The 15,634-nt window shown below is 70.6% G+C and carries 17 protein-coding genes and 1 tRNA gene; 8 read left to right on the top strand and 10 right to left on the bottom strand.

Annotated elements, in window-relative coordinates:
• Positions 1–270 precede the first annotated feature (270 nt).
• The 4 genes from ACT3CF_RS02030 to ACT3CF_RS02015 all read left to right on the top strand — a co-directional run bounded on the left by ACT3CF_RS02030 (position 271) and on the right by ACT3CF_RS02015 (position 2,902).
• Positions 271–1,041 (top strand): hypothetical protein, encoded by a 771-nt coding sequence (locus ACT3CF_RS02030; RefSeq protein ID WP_478420063.1) that lies wholly within the window; start codon positions 271–273, stop codon positions 1,039–1,041.
• A 446-nt stretch (positions 1,042–1,487) separates the two neighbouring features.
• Entirely contained in the window at positions 1,488–1,766 is a 279-nt protein-coding gene (locus ACT3CF_RS02025) for a hypothetical protein (RefSeq protein WP_152997792.1), read from the top strand.
• A 137-nt stretch (positions 1,767–1,903) separates the two neighbouring features.
• Positions 1,904–2,686, top strand: coding sequence for a hypothetical protein (locus tag ACT3CF_RS02020; RefSeq protein WP_478420062.1), 783 nt, complete (start codon positions 1,904–1,906; stop codon positions 2,684–2,686).
• A 36-nt stretch (positions 2,687–2,722) separates the two neighbouring features.
• Complete coding sequence (locus tag ACT3CF_RS02015) at positions 2,723–2,902, top strand: hypothetical protein (protein ID WP_478420061.1); 180 nt, start codon at positions 2,723–2,725, stop codon at positions 2,900–2,902.
• A 127-nt stretch (positions 2,903–3,029) separates the two neighbouring features.
• Here the strand turns inward: ACT3CF_RS02015 and ACT3CF_RS02010 are convergent, their stop codons facing one another.
• Entirely contained in the window at positions 3,030–3,236 is a 207-nt protein-coding gene (locus ACT3CF_RS02010; protein ID WP_478420060.1) for a hypothetical protein, read from the bottom strand.
• A gap of 231 nt (positions 3,237–3,467) precedes the next feature.
• Between ACT3CF_RS02010 and ACT3CF_RS02005 the strand changes: the two genes are divergently transcribed.
• Positions 3,468–4,049, top strand: coding sequence for a recombinase family protein (locus tag ACT3CF_RS02005; RefSeq protein WP_478420059.1), 582 nt, complete (start codon positions 3,468–3,470; stop codon positions 4,047–4,049).
• An 80-nt stretch (positions 4,050–4,129) separates the two neighbouring features.
• Here the strand turns inward: ACT3CF_RS02005 and ACT3CF_RS02000 are convergent, their stop codons facing one another.
• Together ACT3CF_RS02000 and ACT3CF_RS01995 are read right to left on the bottom strand one after the other, a co-directional pair.
• Positions 4,130–4,843, bottom strand: coding sequence for a helix-turn-helix transcriptional regulator (locus ACT3CF_RS02000; RefSeq protein ID WP_478420058.1), 714 nt, complete (start codon positions 4,841–4,843; stop codon positions 4,130–4,132).
• A 273-nt stretch (positions 4,844–5,116) separates the two neighbouring features.
• Positions 5,117–5,209, bottom strand: a tRNA-Ser gene (locus ACT3CF_RS01995).
• A 163-nt stretch (positions 5,210–5,372) separates the two neighbouring features.
• Here ACT3CF_RS01995 and ACT3CF_RS01990 point away from each other — a divergent pair.
• The 3 genes from ACT3CF_RS01990 to ygfZ are packed head-to-tail and all read left to right on the top strand — an operon-like array spanning position 5,373 to position 7,204.
• The gene (locus tag ACT3CF_RS01990; RefSeq protein ID WP_478420057.1) at positions 5,373–6,134 is read left to right on the top strand and encodes a DUF1134 domain-containing protein; all 762 of its coding nucleotides are present in this window, start codon (positions 5,373–5,375) and stop codon (positions 6,132–6,134) included.
• A 35-nt stretch (positions 6,135–6,169) separates the two neighbouring features.
• Complete coding sequence (locus ACT3CF_RS01985) at positions 6,170–6,415, top strand: DUF1294 domain-containing protein (RefSeq protein WP_478420056.1); 246 nt, start codon at positions 6,170–6,172, stop codon at positions 6,413–6,415.
• A gap of 42 nt (positions 6,416–6,457) precedes the next feature.
• On the top strand, positions 6,458–7,204 hold the full coding sequence (ygfZ, locus tag ACT3CF_RS01980) for a CAF17-like 4Fe-4S cluster assembly/insertion protein YgfZ (protein WP_478420055.1): 747 nt from the start codon (positions 6,458–6,460) through the stop codon (positions 7,202–7,204).
• 8 nt (positions 7,205–7,212) lie between these two features.
• Here ygfZ and ACT3CF_RS01975 read toward each other — a convergent pair whose 3' ends face one another.
• From ACT3CF_RS01975 to ACT3CF_RS01945, 7 genes are all read right to left on the bottom strand, one after another.
• Positions 7,213–7,902, bottom strand: coding sequence for a phytanoyl-CoA dioxygenase family protein (locus ACT3CF_RS01975; RefSeq protein ID WP_478420054.1), 690 nt, complete (start codon positions 7,900–7,902; stop codon positions 7,213–7,215).
• 157 nt (positions 7,903–8,059) lie between these two features.
• A complete protein-coding gene (locus ACT3CF_RS01970) occupies positions 8,060–9,196 on the bottom strand; it encodes an OmpA family protein (RefSeq protein ID WP_478420053.1) in 1,137 nt (378 codons plus the stop codon).
• 119 nt (positions 9,197–9,315) lie between these two features.
• Positions 9,316–9,834: a DUF2793 domain-containing protein gene (locus ACT3CF_RS01965; protein WP_478420052.1), complete on the bottom strand. Its 519-nt coding sequence runs from the start codon at positions 9,832–9,834 to the stop codon at positions 9,316–9,318.
• A gap of 22 nt (positions 9,835–9,856) precedes the next feature.
• Positions 9,857–12,043 (bottom strand): GTA baseplate fiber-binding domain-containing protein, encoded by a 2,187-nt coding sequence (locus ACT3CF_RS01960; protein ID WP_478420051.1) that lies wholly within the window; start codon positions 12,041–12,043, stop codon positions 9,857–9,859.
• A gap of 27 nt (positions 12,044–12,070) precedes the next feature.
• Positions 12,071–12,457, bottom strand: coding sequence for an NlpC/P60 family protein (locus ACT3CF_RS01955; RefSeq protein ID WP_478420050.1), 387 nt, complete (start codon positions 12,455–12,457; stop codon positions 12,071–12,073).
• Positions 12,454–13,311, bottom strand: a complete 858-nt coding sequence (locus ACT3CF_RS01950; protein WP_478421315.1) for a DUF2163 domain-containing protein — start codon at positions 13,309–13,311, stop codon at positions 12,454–12,456. Before ACT3CF_RS01950 ends, ACT3CF_RS01955 begins: the two co-directional genes overlap by 4 nt.
• 26 nt (positions 13,312–13,337) lie before the next feature.
• Positions 13,338–15,605 (bottom strand): phage distal tail protein, Rcc01695 family, encoded by a 2,268-nt coding sequence (locus ACT3CF_RS01945; RefSeq protein WP_478420049.1) that lies wholly within the window; start codon positions 15,603–15,605, stop codon positions 13,338–13,340.
• Positions 15,606–15,634: the final 29 nt, after the last annotated feature.

Genomic DNA, 15,634 nt, shown 5'->3' with positions numbered 1-15,634 from the left:
GCGAGGACGATGGATTGGCAGACCCGCCGTCCACCCTCCGCCCCCTCCAGTTTCCATCGGCCGACCTCTCGCCTGCCCGGCAGGTGATCGACGGTCGCTGCGCGGGTCCGGTCATCTGTGGCGGGGATCGGACCCGCATTCACTTCTCACCGCCACGCCCATCCGCTTCCCCGATCCCGGCTCGCCAAAGCCGGTTCGGCGATGCTGCCCGGCGTCGCCCCTGCCACCGCTGCGCAAGCAGTCCGTCCAACCCCAAAGAGACCTACCGCCATGTCCGATACGACCACCAACGGTTCCTTCGCCGTCGACAGCACGGAGTCGACGTTCACCGCCACGACTGCCGATTACACGCTGACGCCCGACGAGGAGGCGTTGGTCGCCGGGATCGAAGACCTCGACCCCATCGACTCCATCCCATCGCCCGTGGTCGCCACCGGCGACACCTCCCGCTTCGCCGTCGTCCCGCCTGTCACCGCGCTGCCGCCTGCCCTGCAGGAATACGTCCGGCAACAGCTGGTCGGCATCCCGCAAGAGCGCCTCGCCGAAGCGGAGCGCGGCGCAATCCTCGTCGCCATGCGGAAGAACGCGCTGGAGCTTCGGGTCAAGCAGGGCGCTGGCCCCGGTGCCACACCCTACGCTCGGGAGCTTCTGGACATCTCGCGCGCGATCTATGACCTCGAACGCGAGTTCGACAGCATCACCGCCAAGCTGGCGGAGGTCGACCGCTATGAGACCGACACGGACCCGGTCACCGGCGCAGCGTCGCCCCGCCCGGTGTATGCCGTCGACGGTCAGAGCCGCCGAGCCCTGGAACAGCGTCTGGCCCAGATCACCTATGAGATCAGCCTCAAGGACGGTGAAGAGGGCCGCCGCCGTCTCGCGAAGGCCAAGAAGGAAACCGCAGAGTTCCTGAAGGCCCAGCGGGATCAGCTGGCCGAGGACGCGGAAGCGCGAGCCATGGCCGAGCAGATGAACCGGGAAGCCCGGATCAAGGCCAAGGCCGAGATGTACGCCAAGCACAATCGCTCCAGCCTTGGCTAACGCCATGCGCAACGCGTTCGTCTGGTCGGCGCTTTGGCTTGCGATGGCCTGCCTCTGATGGCCCGCTACTCCTCCCGAGAACGCCGCTGGTACGGTCGCCGGTTCACGCCGCTGCACCAGCCGGTTGCCGAGCCGGACGACCGCGAATGGCATACGCAACTGCCGAATGGCATGCTTGTGGTCGAGTTCGGCAATCCCGTCCGTCGCCTACCCTGCGAACCCCAGCCGGTGCTTGTGAAGGGCTCCCCCGGAGCCGCGAAGGCAATGCCGGAGCCCTCCTCCGCAGAGGCCGCAACGCCTCCGTCAGATTGCAGCAAGTCGACACAGGACCCCCGTGAGTGGAAGCCCGGCCTCGGTCGGGACTGATCCTCGACACCATCAACCATCGATCCTCCCCGCTCTGCCTCCGGGGAGGGTCGCCCATCAACTTGAGGCACCACGAGAGCATGACCGCCACACCACGCCCATCCGAGGCCCACGCCTCCCCCGCCACCCGCGACGATGCCATTGCGGCTATGTGCCGCGAATGCATTTACGACGACCTTGAGCCCGGCACGTGGCGCGAACAGTGCGCCGCCTGCACGGTGACCGCCTGTCCGCTCTACGCCTTCCGCCCGGTTCCCGACGTCCGCCTGCACGGCCGCCGCCTGTCCCGCGAGGACGCCGCAGCGCACGTGCGGGCCAAGCTTGCGGGCATCCGCCGGACGTCGCCGCAAGCGGCCTGAAATGAGCGCCAATCACCAGCCGCCGTTGGTGATTCAGCACATCGCGGCTGGCTCCGGCCCGATAGGTCCACACAATCGACACCCCCGCCGGATCACCAGCGTACAGCGGGCGTACCCCACCTCAACAGCAGGGCCACATGCCTGACGAAAAGTATTGTTCGGGGTGCGGACAGACCCTCCCCGCATCCGCCTTTTATGCGCGGAAGAGTGGTAAGCTCTCCAGCCGGTGCAAGAGATGCGTTTCGGCGTCCAACTCGGCGCGGGAGCGCGCACAGACCGCCGCCCGCAATGCTGACCCGGAAGTCATCCGCGCTCGCCAGCAGCATGCCGAAAGGGTCCGCAGAGAACGGGAGGCCCGAGAGTTAGCCCGCCGGGTCGCTCGCGAAGCCGCCCTAGCCGAAGCGAAGGCACGCGCCGAAGCCCGCACCGCTTCTCGCGTCAAGACCGGGGCCAAGCTCAAGGGCAACCGCCGCAAGGCTGTCCAGCCGGTCTCCCCGGAGGAACTGGCAGCGAACCGAGAGCGGGTCGACTACCTGCTCCTGCTTCTGTCCGACCGCCATCCGACCGAACAGATTGCAACCGAGCAATCCTGGTACGCGGCGTATGCCGAGGTGGACCGCCTTTGGTACGTGTCGGGGGACCGCGAGTGCGTCGCCTGTCATCGGCGGGTTGCTCCCACCGAGATGCTCCCCCCGACGCCCGGCAACGGTCGCCCCGGCATGTGCCGCCCGTGCGCAGCGTATGCCGAAGAAGAGAACCACCGCCGCACCTTCGGTCCGCTCATCGGCCCCCTTCAGTCCCGCCGTAAGCTGCGGATGCGGGACGGTACGTGGATCACGTTGGGCGAACTCGCCCGCCGACACCGCGCCCGCACCCAAGGCCGTCCCCACACCACCGCCTCACCGGCGCTTGCCGCCTAACCCCAACCCATCTGGAGCATCCACATGGCATCTGCCTTGTTCGACGACATTCACGCTACCGCCCGCTTTCCCCTCGCCGCGACCGTTGCGGCGTTGAGTGCGCCCACGGATCCCCGCAGGAACGACTTGGCGCGGCGCGCGTCCGCCATCGCCCACCAGCAGGGCTATGACGAAGCGACCGAGGTTCTGCGCACCCGAGCCGCAAGGGCGCATTGAGGGCACGGCGGGGCGGTTGGTTTTGGCGCAGAAATCCGAAGCGCCATAGCGCTCCCGACGATTGCCGGTTCCCCCCGTCGGGGGTGGCGTCCCGGCGGCGTTCGTTCACCGCCGGGCGCGCTGGCCTTCAGCTGCGCAGGCGGCCCCGCCCCCTGCGGAACCCCGCCGGTTGATCAGCGGCGATAGCGTCTAGCGCAGCCTCGACCCGAGCGAGTTCCTCCAGCGCAGCCTGTCGGCGGGCGAGCAGGCGCTCGGTTGGCGTCAGCACGCGGCCAAGGGCCAACTGCTCGACGCGGGCGCGGGCCGGAAGGCCGATGATGGATTGCGTTTCCATGATGCTCCTCCTGTTAGCTGGAGCCGCGCAGATAACGCCCGCTCCGGGCGGCGGAAGGTGATGCTTCCACTAGGTCGAGGGGTTCACGGTCGACCGAGTCTCGCCAGCGACGAAACGCCGACATAGCTCAGAAGGTGTAACCTGCGCGCTAGGCTCAGAAGATATCTTGACGACCAAAGTGAGCTATGGATATGAGCTAGGCAACAGCCACCCCTAACTTGCGAGCCACCCATGTCGCATCGCATCGCTTACTACCGCGTCTCGACCACCGACCAGTCCATCGAAGCCCAGCGCACCGCCATGGGCGGCCCCTTCGATCAGGAGTTCTCGGACGAAAGCGTTAGTGGTGGAGTGCAAGCCAAGGATCGTCCTGGCTTCGCCGCGATGCTCGCCGCGCTGCGCAAGGGCGACACGTTCCACGTCTACGCGGTCGACCGGCTCGGGCGCGACGCAATCGACGTCCAGACTACCGTCCGCGACCTATTGGCCAAGGGCGTGACCCTGCACGTGCACGGCATCGGCCCCATCGGTGAAGGCGTGGGCGAGATCATCATCGCCGTCCTGGCCCAGATGGCCGCCATGGAGCGCCGCAGGATCGCCGAGCGCACCGAAGCGGGCCGTATGGCCGCCCGGAAGGCACTTGCGGAGACCGGCAGGACGCACCGGGGCAAGGAGAGCCTTGGGCGTCCCTATGCGGCTGATGCCGCTGCCGTGCGGGAATGGCGGAAGGCGCAGAGCGCCAGCATCGCCGCGACGGCCCAGCATTTCGGCCTCTCCGCTGCGACGGTGAAGCGCTATTGCGCGGCGGGGTGACTTGCTTCCGCTTTGCCCTGCTTTTTTCGGAGCGGGCATGAGACAGCACCCCTATGTAATTCTTAGGGCAACCCCATCGTCTAGAATGGGACTTCATCGTCGTCGGGCTGGGGCTCTAGGGGCCATAGCACGTCCGCTGACACGCGAAGCCGCTCGCTCTCGTAGTTGGCAATCAAAAAGCGTGCGGCTGTGATGTAGGATGGCCGTTGACGCGTCGAAACCGCCATCCCTTCATCCGTATAATATGGGACCTTCACGTACTCAGTCGAAGATGCAGAATAGAGCGCCAAACCAGCGCGCTCCAACGCGGCCAGTTCACCGTTCAATCGTGCCGTTGTCTCCAGCTTGTCCAGCAGCGAGCTGAAGCGCCGAGGCAAACAGCGGTCAACTTCCCACGGATTTCCGATGAGCCCTTCAAGCGTTTCGATGACCGCCCGAAGGTCGGGCATATTCTGTTCCGTTGGCTCGGCACTACAATCCAAGACAGCCATTGTGGCCCGCTCAAGCAGAGCGACGACGGCATCTGCCTTTTCGATACGCTTAAGGACCTGCGCCTGAGCAGCGTCAGCTTCAGCTTCGGGTTGCGTATCGTTATCCGGCTCCGGGAGGAGCAGGCCACCAACAGGCACTCCCAGTGCAGCAGCAATGTCAGCCAACGTCTCGTGCCTGACCGGCTCGCCGTTCTCCGCCCGCTGGATCGTGCGCACGTTCACCCGCGCCTGATGCGCCAAGGCCTCCTGCGTCATCGCACGCCGGTCACGCGCGCTCTTCATCTTCCGTGCATCGATTAACATGCAATCACCTCCTGATGGAGAGAAGCATTACCTCCGAGGCACACGGCAGCGCCACGAAGGGGAGCCGACTCGGCCACGCCAAACTACCGCATTTGACCCGACAGTGCACCGGCCAACCCGACAATTATCCGACAGCGGACGACATTAGGCCGCCACCCCTGCTACGTGGTGTAAGTCGGGGTACGGTACTGGGGTACAGACTGGGGTACACTGGCCAACTTCGTGAGCCAGTAACAGGCTGATTTCAAACGGATTTGTGGCGCTGGCTTGAAATGGCGGAGACGGAGGGATTCGAACCCTCGGTACGAGTAATCCCCGTACGGCGGTTTAGCAAACCGCTGGTTTCAGCCACTCACCCACGTCTCCGGAAAGGGCCTGAGGTCGAGCCCTATAGCGGCGGTCTTTGCGCGGATCAACGCCCATCGCCCGCCCGAACGCGATTTCGAGTCGATTGATCGTCCGTTCATTGCAGTGACAGAACATCACGCGTAGCGTCGGGGCGGTTTCTGGGTGTTGGGAAAGGCATTCGATGGGCTTGCGTCGGTGGATGATCGGGTTGGTTGCGGCAGGCATGTGCCTGGGTTCCGCCCCGCTTGCCGCGCAGCAGATGACGACGGTCGATCCCAATGTCGCGATCGATTCGGATCTGCACACGCCGCCGCCCGCACCGGTCCGTCGCGATGACGATGCGGGCGCCTATCGCCAGGATCAGCCCGTCGCGCCGCCGCCGTCGACCCCGGTCGCCCCGGCCGGCACCACCGACCGCGGCGCGCTCGACGCGCGCGACCGGGCGGAGGCGCAGGCCGCGAACACCTATGAGGAAGGCGACCTGATCGACGCGGCCGAGGGCGTGTTCGGCAAGGGCGCGGCGGGTCTCGCCGGCATCATCGAGAAGATCCTGAAGGAACAGGGGCGGCCCAACGCCTATATCGCCGGGCGCGAGGCGGCGGGGGCGATCGGCATCGGGCTGCGCTATGGCTCGGGCGACCTGTTCCACAGGATCGAGGGGCAGCGGAAGGTGTTCTGGACCGGCCCGTCGATCGGCTTCGATCTCGGCGGCGACGCGGCCAAGGTCTTCGTGCTCGTCTACAATCTCTACGACACGCAGGATCTCTACCGCCGCTTCCCCCAGGCGGAGGGGCGGCTCTATTTCGTCGGCGGCTTCTCGGCCACCTATCTGCGCCGGGGCGACATCGTGCTGATCCCGGTGCGGCTGGGGGTCGGCTGGCGCGCTGGCATCAACGCGGGCTATATGAAGTTCAGCGAGAAATCGCGCTGGCTCCCCTTCTGATCGCGATCGCGGCGGCCTTTGGCGGCATCAACGCGGTGACCTTCCTGCTCTTCGCCGTCGACAAACGGCGCGCGCGGCTCGGCCGCCGCCGTGTTCCCGAAGCGCGGCTGCTCGGCTGGGCGATGGCCGGCGGCAGCCCGGCCGCCTTCGCCGCGCGCGCGATGCTGCGCCACAAGACGCGCAAGCAGCCCTTTTCGTGGCGCCTCCACCTGATCGCGCTCGCCCAGGCGCTGCTGATCGCGCTCGGCGTCGGTGCGGCCCTTTATCGCGGGCAGGGCTGACGCCCCTTTCGCCGCGGCGTGCCCGCGCCTAACTCTCATCGCATGACCGATCCGATCTCCGCTCCTGCCGCCACCTGGCTCGACGATCGCGCGCTGCTCCGGCTTTCGGGAGAGGACGTGCGCGGCTTCCTTCAGGGGCTCGTGACGCAGGACGTCGCGCATCTCACCGCCGCCGCGCCGCAATGGTCGGCGCTGCTGGGACCGCAGGGCAAGGTGCTGTTCGACTTCCTGCTCTGGGCCGATGGCGACGCGGTCCTGATCGATTGCGAGGCGGCCCAACGCGACGCACTCGCCCGGCGGTTGACGCTCTATCGGCTGCGCCGCCCGATCGTGATCGCGCCCGTCGACGGGGGCGTCCATTGGGCCGCGACCGGCGATGCCGGCGTCGCCGATCCCCGTCTCGCCGCGCTCGGGCGGCGCTGGCTCGGCGATGCCGCCGGCGCTTCGGCCGCTGCCGCCTGGCGGGCGCATCGTCTCGGCCTCGGCGTGACCGAAGGAATCGCCGAACTCGGTCAGGACAAGACGCTCTGGCTCGAATGCAACGCCGCCGAACTCAACGGCGTCAGCTTCACCAAGGGCTGCTATATCGGCCAGGAAAACACCGCCCGGATGCACTATCGGTCAAAGGTCAACCGGCGGCTCGTCGTCGCGCCGCTCGGCGAGGCCGGCGAACGCACGCGCGCGCGTTATCCCCAACTCGGGCTGATGGTCGAGCATCGCCGCGTCGAGGATCTGGGCGACGCGCTGCTTCCCGGCTGGCTCGCGGCCGCGCTCGCGCCGGACGACTGACCCGGCCGTCAGATTCCGCGCCAGGCGAGCGGCGCGGGCAACGCCTCCGCTGCGAAATCGACCTGGAGCACGCGCCGCCGCCGCGGCCTTGTCGCGGCGGCCGAGGCATGCAGGATCGGCGTGGCATAGGCCCAGACGTCGCCGCGCGCGGCGAGACAGGGGCGCACGCGCGCCGCGGCGACCGCCCCCGCGATCTCGCCCTCCGGCCACAACCGATCGTGCGTGGCCTCGGCGATGAGCAGCGGCGCATTGTCGGGATCGACGGGGTCCAGGTGGATGCGCAGCGTCACCATGCGCCGGAGTAGCGCAAAGGGCGGCGCGACATGGATCACGCCCTGCTTGACCGTCCAGGGGCCGAAACCCTCGCACGCCCGGCGCTCGCGCACCGCAACGGTTCGGTCCTGGTGCCAGCCGAGCGCCCAGTTGGCGTCGGCATTCTTGTCGAACAGGATCGCACGAACCGGGCGGGGTGCACCCGACGCGCCGATCGCCGCCAGCGCGGCGGCGGCCGCCCGGCCGATCGCGCGATCGGGGTCGAGCAGCGCGGCGAGCGGCGCTGCATCGCGAAGGCGCGCGCCCGGGCGGCCGTGATCGTCGGACGAAATCGCGGCCTCGATCGCCGGGATCATTTCGGTCGCCGCGCCGGGCAGATGCACCGCCCCCGTCGCGGCGAGAAGCTGTGCTGTGTTCGGATCCATCGCGGTTCTGATTGCCACGCGCATGGGTGCGCGACAACGCCCTGGAACGCGGCCGCAGACAATCGGCCTCGCGCGCAAAGCCTCCAAAAGAAAAGGGGAGGCCGGTCGCCCGGCCTCCCCCGATCTTTTCCAGTCCGGAACGGACCGGCGGTCGTGATTACATGCCCGCGCCGGGGCCGTAGGTCACTTCCACGCGGCGGTTCTGGAGCTCGCGGACGCCGTCGGCGGTCTCGACGCGCGGGCGGCTTTCGCCGAACGCTTCGGTCGAGATCACACCGTCGGGGATGCCCTTGCCGACGAAGTACGCCTTCACCGAGTCAGCGCGACGCTGCGACAGGCGGACGTTGTAGCTCGCCGAACCCGAACGGTCGGCGTGGCCGGCCAGCATGACCTTGGCGTTGCCGCAGTTCTGGTAGTTGCTGAACGCGTTGTCCAGAATGCTCGCGGCTTCCGGCGTGATGTCCGACTTGTTCCAGTCGAAGAACACGATGTACGGCCCGGGGGTGCACACCACCGGCGCGGGCGCCGGAGCGGGCTCGGGAGCCGGAGCCGGCATCGGCTCGGGAGCCGGGGCGGGCGCAGGCGCCGGAGCGGGAGCCTCGGCGGGCTTGCCGAAGTTGAACGTCACGCCGCCCAGGATGCTGTGCGAACGGAAACGGCCATAGGTGCTGCGGCCCGCGGTGTCGACGAGCTCGACGCCCGGCGCGTTGAAGAAGCGGTACTTCAGCGAGAAGTCGATGTTCTTGGTGATCGGCGCGCGAACGCCGGCGAGCACCTGCCACGCAACGACCGTGTCCGAGTCGTCGAGGAAGTTGCCGCGGGTGTTGAGGCCGATCTTCTCCTTGACGCGCGCGACGCCGAGACCCGGGCCGACAAAGCCCTGCACGCCGTCGTCGTCACCGAAGTCCCACAGCGCGTTGACCATGAAGCTCAGCGCCGAGGAGCTGCCGCCAGCATAGTCATAATTGCCTGCGGGCGCGAACGCCGGAGCGCCGGCCGCGTTGATGAACGGGGTGGTCAGGTTCGAACGATACGAGCTGACATTGGCCTTGCGGTAGCCGACTTCCGCTTCGAGGCGGACGGCGCCAAGGTCGTAACCGATCGTGCCGGCAACGTCGTAACCGGCCTTGTGGTCGGCCTTCGCGTTGTCGGTGCCGGTGCCGACGTCGAAATTGATGTCTTCGACCAGCATCGTGCCGCCTTCGACACCCACGTACCACGCATCGTCGCGGGCGAGGGCGGGCGTGCTGAGCGCGGTCGTCGCAAGTGCCAAGGTAACGGCAAGCTTCCGCATTTTAATCCCCTTTCCTGAATGTCACTACGGACAGCAAAAACTCACTACCGAAACGATAGTTTCGACGCAAGCGCACAAATCCGCCACTGTTGCACTCTTGCCACAGGTCAAACCCGGCATCATCCGGAAGCGATCAGCCCATGGGTCCGCAGTACAGCGATAATGGCGTTTATCGCAGCGCGCGCGGGCTCATCAACCGTTATGCCGCCTGCGGGTTCCGCGATGCTTGCCGGACCCACGCCGACGGCCTGTCCGCCGCTCCCGTCGGGCACGCCCTGGGCGTTGCCGATCTGCCACGCGCCGCCCACAAAGCGGGCGGGCAATGATTCGCTTTCAATCCATACGCTTAACCCCTCATGCGGCAGGACAAAGCGCCACCCCCCCGGTGTCCATCCGGCCACGCTCCCCGCCTGCCCCGCCCAGTCGCCGGCGGGTGCCGTGCCGACGATCCAGCACCGGCCCGGCTGGGGCGTCGCGGGGGGCTGGTCGCGCGGGGGCTCGACGACGCTCGCCTGGCACAGCAGGTCGATCCGCATCAACGCCTCGTTAAGCGTCATTTCTTTCTGCGCCTGTCCCGGCTGGACCATCGGCAGCGCGAGTCGCGGCGTGGCCATCGTGCCGCTCGAATCGTCCGTCATCGCCTTCTCCTCCCTGGTTGGTTCAGCCGACCGCGCCGCCCGGCGGCGACGCTGCGGAAAGCACCGTTCGGGCTGGCGGTGAGGCGCCGTTCGTGCCGATCTGGCAAACCGCCACCGCCGCGATGCCGGCGGCCGCCGCCGGCGCCACCCGCAACTGCGGTTCGGCGCAATCGATCGCCGCGACGATGCGCCCCGCGCCGTCGGTCAGCGTGACGCGATAGGCTTCGCGATCCTCGCCCAGCGGCGCATCGACCCCGTCGATCCAGTCCCACCCGTCGCGGCTGCGCCGCACCCAGGCCAGCACCAGCGCACCGTCGGGCCGGCGCGCCGCGCGCAGATGCACCGGCGCAGGCGGAACGCAGCCGCGTCCCGTCACCGCGCAGCGCGCGATCACGCCCTCGCCGTCCGCCACCCCCTCGGCCAGCACCGCCGCCGTGCCGCCCGTCGCCGCCCGGTCGAGCGTCAGCACCGCCAGCGTCGCGGGCGTCAGCAGGACGAAGCGGTCGCCCGCCCCCGCGCCGCCGATCGCCGCCTCGGTCCCCTGCCGCCCGCGCCACAGCCCCTGCAGCCGCCACCGCGCCCCGCCCAGCGGCTCGGCCCGCGCGAACTGGACCAGTTCGTCGCCGATCAGCGCACGGTTCGCGCCCGCCGCCATCGCCGCTGCATCGGCATCGCCCAGCATCATCCCCGGATGCGCCAGCACGACCTCGACGCGGCTGCGCCGGTCGGCAATCGCCGCGATCGCATCGGCGACCGGCGGCACCGCGATCGTGCCCAGCACCGCGGGCGCCGCCGTCGCGCCCGCGGGCTCCCAGCGCGTCTCGCCCGCATCGGCGAGCATCAGCGCCGCGCGCCGCCACCCCGGCCCGCCCGCCGCCGCCACCCCGATCCGCGGCATGGCGGCGGCGCCGTCGATCCCGGCGGGGAGTTCGAACGCGTGCAGGATCGTCGGCCCGATCGCCAGTGCCGGCGCGGTCACCGCCCGCCCCGCGCTCGCGGGCGCGGCTGCGACCGGCTCGGGAACGCGGACGCATTCGATCGTCACCACCATCGCCTCGAGCCGCCATTGCACGATCCGCCAGCAGCCGGGCTCGCCCGCGATCGTCACACATGCGCCCGGTTCGAGCGCCAGCGCGTCCCACCCCAGCGTCAGCGTCCGCCGCTCGCGCGCCGCCTCGGCCCGCGCCAGCGCCGCCTCGGCCATCGCGCGCGCTGCCGGCGCCGGGATCGCGGCGGGAAGCGCGACCTGCTCGCCCCGCGTCCCCACCCCCGGCCGCACCGCCTGTTGCAACCCGGCCTGATAGTCGCGCGCCGGGTCATAATAGCCGAGCGCAAAGGTCGCCGGCGCCGCCGCGATCGCGTCGATCGCGCGCACGCCGCGTCCCGGCCGCCGCGCGCCTGCCGCACCCGCGCCGGCATCGACGACCGGCGTCGCACCCGCGCCTGCATCGGCGGGCACGATCCGCCCCCCGGCGGCGCGGAACCAGCCGCCGCCCGCCTCGACCAGCATCGCCAGCACGGCGCGCATGTCGTCGCCCTCGGCGGCATAGCCGGTGAGCGGCGGCCCCAGCGCCGCCCCCGCCGCCACCACGCCGCCGCCCAGCATCGCCGCCACCGCGCCCGGCGCCACCGGCCCCGCATCGGCCTCGACCTCGAAGCTCAGCGACGGGATGCGCCCGCCGAAATCGTCGAGCGCCATGTCCTCGAATACCGCATAGGCGAGCCCGCGATGCGCCGGCGCCCGCGCGGCGCCCTCGGCCGCCGCGATCAGCGGATCGGGCGCCTGGTCCTCGTCGCCGCGATGGAGGCGCAACCCGGCGCGGACCTTCATCTCGCCCGCCGCATCGCGGATCAGCCGGCCCTCGGCCCAGATCCGCCGCACCGCCCGGATCGGCCGCGACGACAACGCCACCGCAAACGACGCGGTATAGGCATAGCCGCCGCCCTTTCCCGCGCCCGCGCCCGCCGCTGGGTGCTCGACCAGGTCGGTCGCCCAGATCACCGTCCCCGCGACGCGCATCGTCCCGAACAGCTTCGGGATCGGCGTGCCATAGGCCCCCGCCTGCACGCGCAGGTCGCTCAGCCGCCCGCCGCGCCGCGCCGCGCCGAACAGCCGGTGGTCGATCGCATTGCCCAGCAACGATCCCGCCGTCGCGCCCGCCGGGCCGGCGATCGCGCCGCCCGCCACCGTCAGCACCAGTGTCGCCATCTTCCGTCCCCCCGCTGCGTGCGGCGTTCAGCCGCGCCACGCCCCCGTCACCGGCCACGGCCGGTCGGGCCGCTCGACGACGCGGCGCAGCATCGCATCGGCATGGATGACGCCCGCCGCGCTCGCGATGCCCAGATGCGCCTGTCCCCGGCGCGGCGCGAACAGCAGCACGTCGCCCGGCGCCGCCCCCGCTTCCGCCCCGACGGGCCGCAGCCCCGCGCGCGCCATCGCCGCCGCCACGCGCGCCGCCGCCGCCTCGCGCCAGCCATAGCCCGTCGGCACGCCGGGCACCGTCAGCCCCGCCTCGCCCAGCGCCCAGGCGACCAGCCCGACACAGTCGAAACCGCCCGCGGGGTCGCGCCCGTGCAGGCGAAAGCGCGCCCCCAGCGCCCGCCGCGCCGCCGCGACGATCAACCCGCCGCGGGATAGCGCGTCAGCAGGTCGATCCCCGGCAGATAGGGTTCGCCGCGAAAGTTCGCCGCGTTGCCAAAGCGCGTCGCGCACGTCTCGATCCGCTTGTCGCATCCCTCGCGCACCTCCACCCACAGCGGCATCGCCGCGCCTGCCAGCCGCGGCGCGCGGCGCAGCGTCACCTGCGCGTCGGCCGCCGCCGCGATCACCGCCTCGGTTCCCGCCAGCGGCCCGTCGAACCAGCGCAGCCGTCCCTGCGCCCAGGCATCGGCCGGCGCGCCGTCGGCGGGGCCGCGGTCGAGCGTCAACACCGCGCCCGTCGCCGCGATCACGCGCGCCATCCGCCGCCGCCCCGCCATCGCCACGCGGCACTGCGCATCGCCCAGTTCGGCGCGACAGCCGGGGCTCGTCACCGGGCATGCCGGCCGGTCGAGCGGCGCCGTCGGCCCCGCCAGCTCGGCGGTCAGCACGCCGTCGCGCATCTCGACCGCGCCGATCGTCCCCTCGGCGAGCACCGGGCCGGGCGCGGGCGCGGTCCAGTCGGTGGCGAACAGCCGCACGCGCGCGCCGTCCCACCGCCCGGCGATCAGGTCGGCGGCGCCGATCGCGGCATCGTCCAGCGCGCCGGTGACGTCCATCGTGTCGGGCTCCAGCCCGCTTCCGCGCCGGATCGCGCTCGGCGTCATCCCCGGCGCGGCGCGATGGATCAGCCCGTCGATGGTCAGGTCGCGGTCGTGCGCGGTCAGCCCGATCGTCACGCCGTCGCACCGCTCGATTCGCCAGCACAGCGCGATCGTCGTCAGTACCGCCGCCCCCGCCTGGCCGATCACGCCGCCGCCCGCCGCATCGCCGCCCATCGTCTCGCCCCCCGCCGTCTCGCCGCTCATTCGCGGATCTCCACCAGCGGCACCGACGCCGCGACCCCGGCCAGAAAGGTCGCGCGGCTCACCTGCAACCGATCCTCGGCAAAGCGCACGGGCACGTCGAAGGCAAAGCTCGCCGTCACTCGCGCCCCCGGCGGCGGCGGCTCGGCCAGCTCGATCTCGCCCCCGGCGCGCAGCGTCACGTCGGCGCGCGCCAGCCCCGCGACCTTCACCGACACGCTGTCGGCGACGGGGCGCGTGATCCGCCGCACCGCCTCGCCGTAACGGCGCACCAGCGCAAAGCGGCGGCGCACGCCGTCGCCGGTGCCGATCCATTCGTCCTCGCCGCGCCAGTCGAACGGGTCGCGTAAGCGAAACCCGCGCGCCGGTCCCATCCGCGCGCGGAAAAACGCGATCAGCGCCGCGATGTCCGCCTCGGACCGCACGCCGGGGCCGACATCATAGGACAGCCGCGCCTCGGCCCATTCGGCGTTGCGCATCTCGTGCCCGCCCGCGCTCGTCACGATCGCGGTCGACACCTCGGGCGCCACCTCGGCCTCGCGGCCCAGCGCGATGGGAAACTGCACGTCGTCGAACGCCTGCACCGCCTTCTCCTCTCCCGGCAGATCGAAATGGACGAAACCGTCGCGCAGCACCTGCGGCAGCGCCCAGACGAAGCAGTGCGCGACGCCGCGCGCCCGCGCGCCCGCGGCGGCCCCGGCGATCGCATGCCACTGGTCGCGCGGCGTCCCGGCGGCGACGAACCCGGCCAGATAGTCCTGGCGGTCGTCGGGATAGCCCAGCCGCGCCGCCGTCGCCGCGATCGCGCGCGCGCTCGCCGCTGCGTTGCCCGCCGCCGCCCAGTCATAATCCTCGAGCTGCAGCCGCTCGAACGCGGGCGCCGCCCATCCGGTCGGCAGGTTGGCGCGCCGCGCCTCGGGCATCGCGGGGTCGAGCACCGTCGGCAGATAGGCGAGCAACAGCACCTCGGCGCCCGGCGCCCCCGCTTTCACCGCATCGCGCAGCGCCAGCGTCGATTGCGCCAGCAGCGCCCCTGCCGCGTCGAGCACGCGCGCATCGGTACCGCCGTCGCGCAGCCGCTGTTCGGGCGGATCGCCCAGCGCCGCCTTCGCCGCGTCGTCATGGATGCACAGCCGCCCGTCGGGCAGCGTCCACCACCACGGCTCGCCGATCTGGAACCGCACCGCCAGCCCCGCCGCCTGCGCGATCGCGACAAAGGCGAGCGCGACCTGCCGCAGATAGGCCATCGCTCCGGCATGCGCGGGCGAAAGCAGCGTCGATGCCGGCGTCCATGCCGTCGCCGCGGGCGTTCCGTCGGCGGCGCGCTGCTTCCAGTCGCCCCAGCAATGCTGGTCGAGCAGTTCATAGGAAAGCGACCAGATCACCGGCATGTCGAGCGCCGCCGCACGCGCTGCGAAATCGGCGTGCCACGCGGCGCACGCGGCGTTGATCGCCCCGCCCGCCAGGCTCACGTAAAAGCCGTCGCCCAGCGGTTCGAGCCGGAAATAATGGCTCATCCCCACATAATGCAGGATCGGCCCGCGATAGCCGAGCTGGATCAGGTTGCGCAGCACGCGCGCGGGCGTCAGCGGATAGACGTCGTCATAGCCGTTGGCGATGCACAGCCCGTGCGGCGGCACCACCACGTCGCCGATCGGCACCACCGCCCCCGGTCCGTCGCAGCGGATCTCGCTCAGCGTCACCCACGCCGTCCTCGCCTCGGCAAAGGCGCCGCCGCCGGGCGCATAGCCGGGCGGGGTCAGCGTCACGAACATCCGGTCGACATCGCCCGCCCACACCGGATCGGCCTCGCCGGGCAGCGCAAAGCCGCCGTCCACCGCGGCAAAGTCGATCGTCACCACCGCATCCTCGGGCGTACCGACGGCATAGTTCCACAGCCGCACATGCCATTGCCGCGCCGATCCCGCCGCGTCGCGCCCCTCGATCGTCAGCACCGGGCCGTTGATCGCGTCGAGCGGCGTCACCCCCGCCGACCGCCAGCGAAAGCGCAGCCGCACGTCGCGAAAGTCGCGATGCGCGGCATAGGCGAGCAGCACATGGTCGTGCCGGTCCTCGGCGGACCAGATCAGCCCCGCCAGATCGCTGCCGCGCTGGAACACCAGGTCGACGCGCAGCGCGTCGGGCGCGGTCGTCGTCACCGCCGCCATCATCGGTCGCGGGAAATCGACGGTCCAATAGACGGGGTCGAACCGCGTCATCCACCCGCTCGCCTGCCCGTCGCGTGCGCTTGCCAGCCAGTGCCCCATTGCTCGTTCCTCCTCGCTGTCGGGCAGCG

This window comes from Sphingomonas chlorellae (assembly GCF_056485145.1).
The sequence above is the reverse complement of the archived record's forward strand: the minus strand, read 5'-3'. Positions and strand labels throughout refer to the sequence as shown.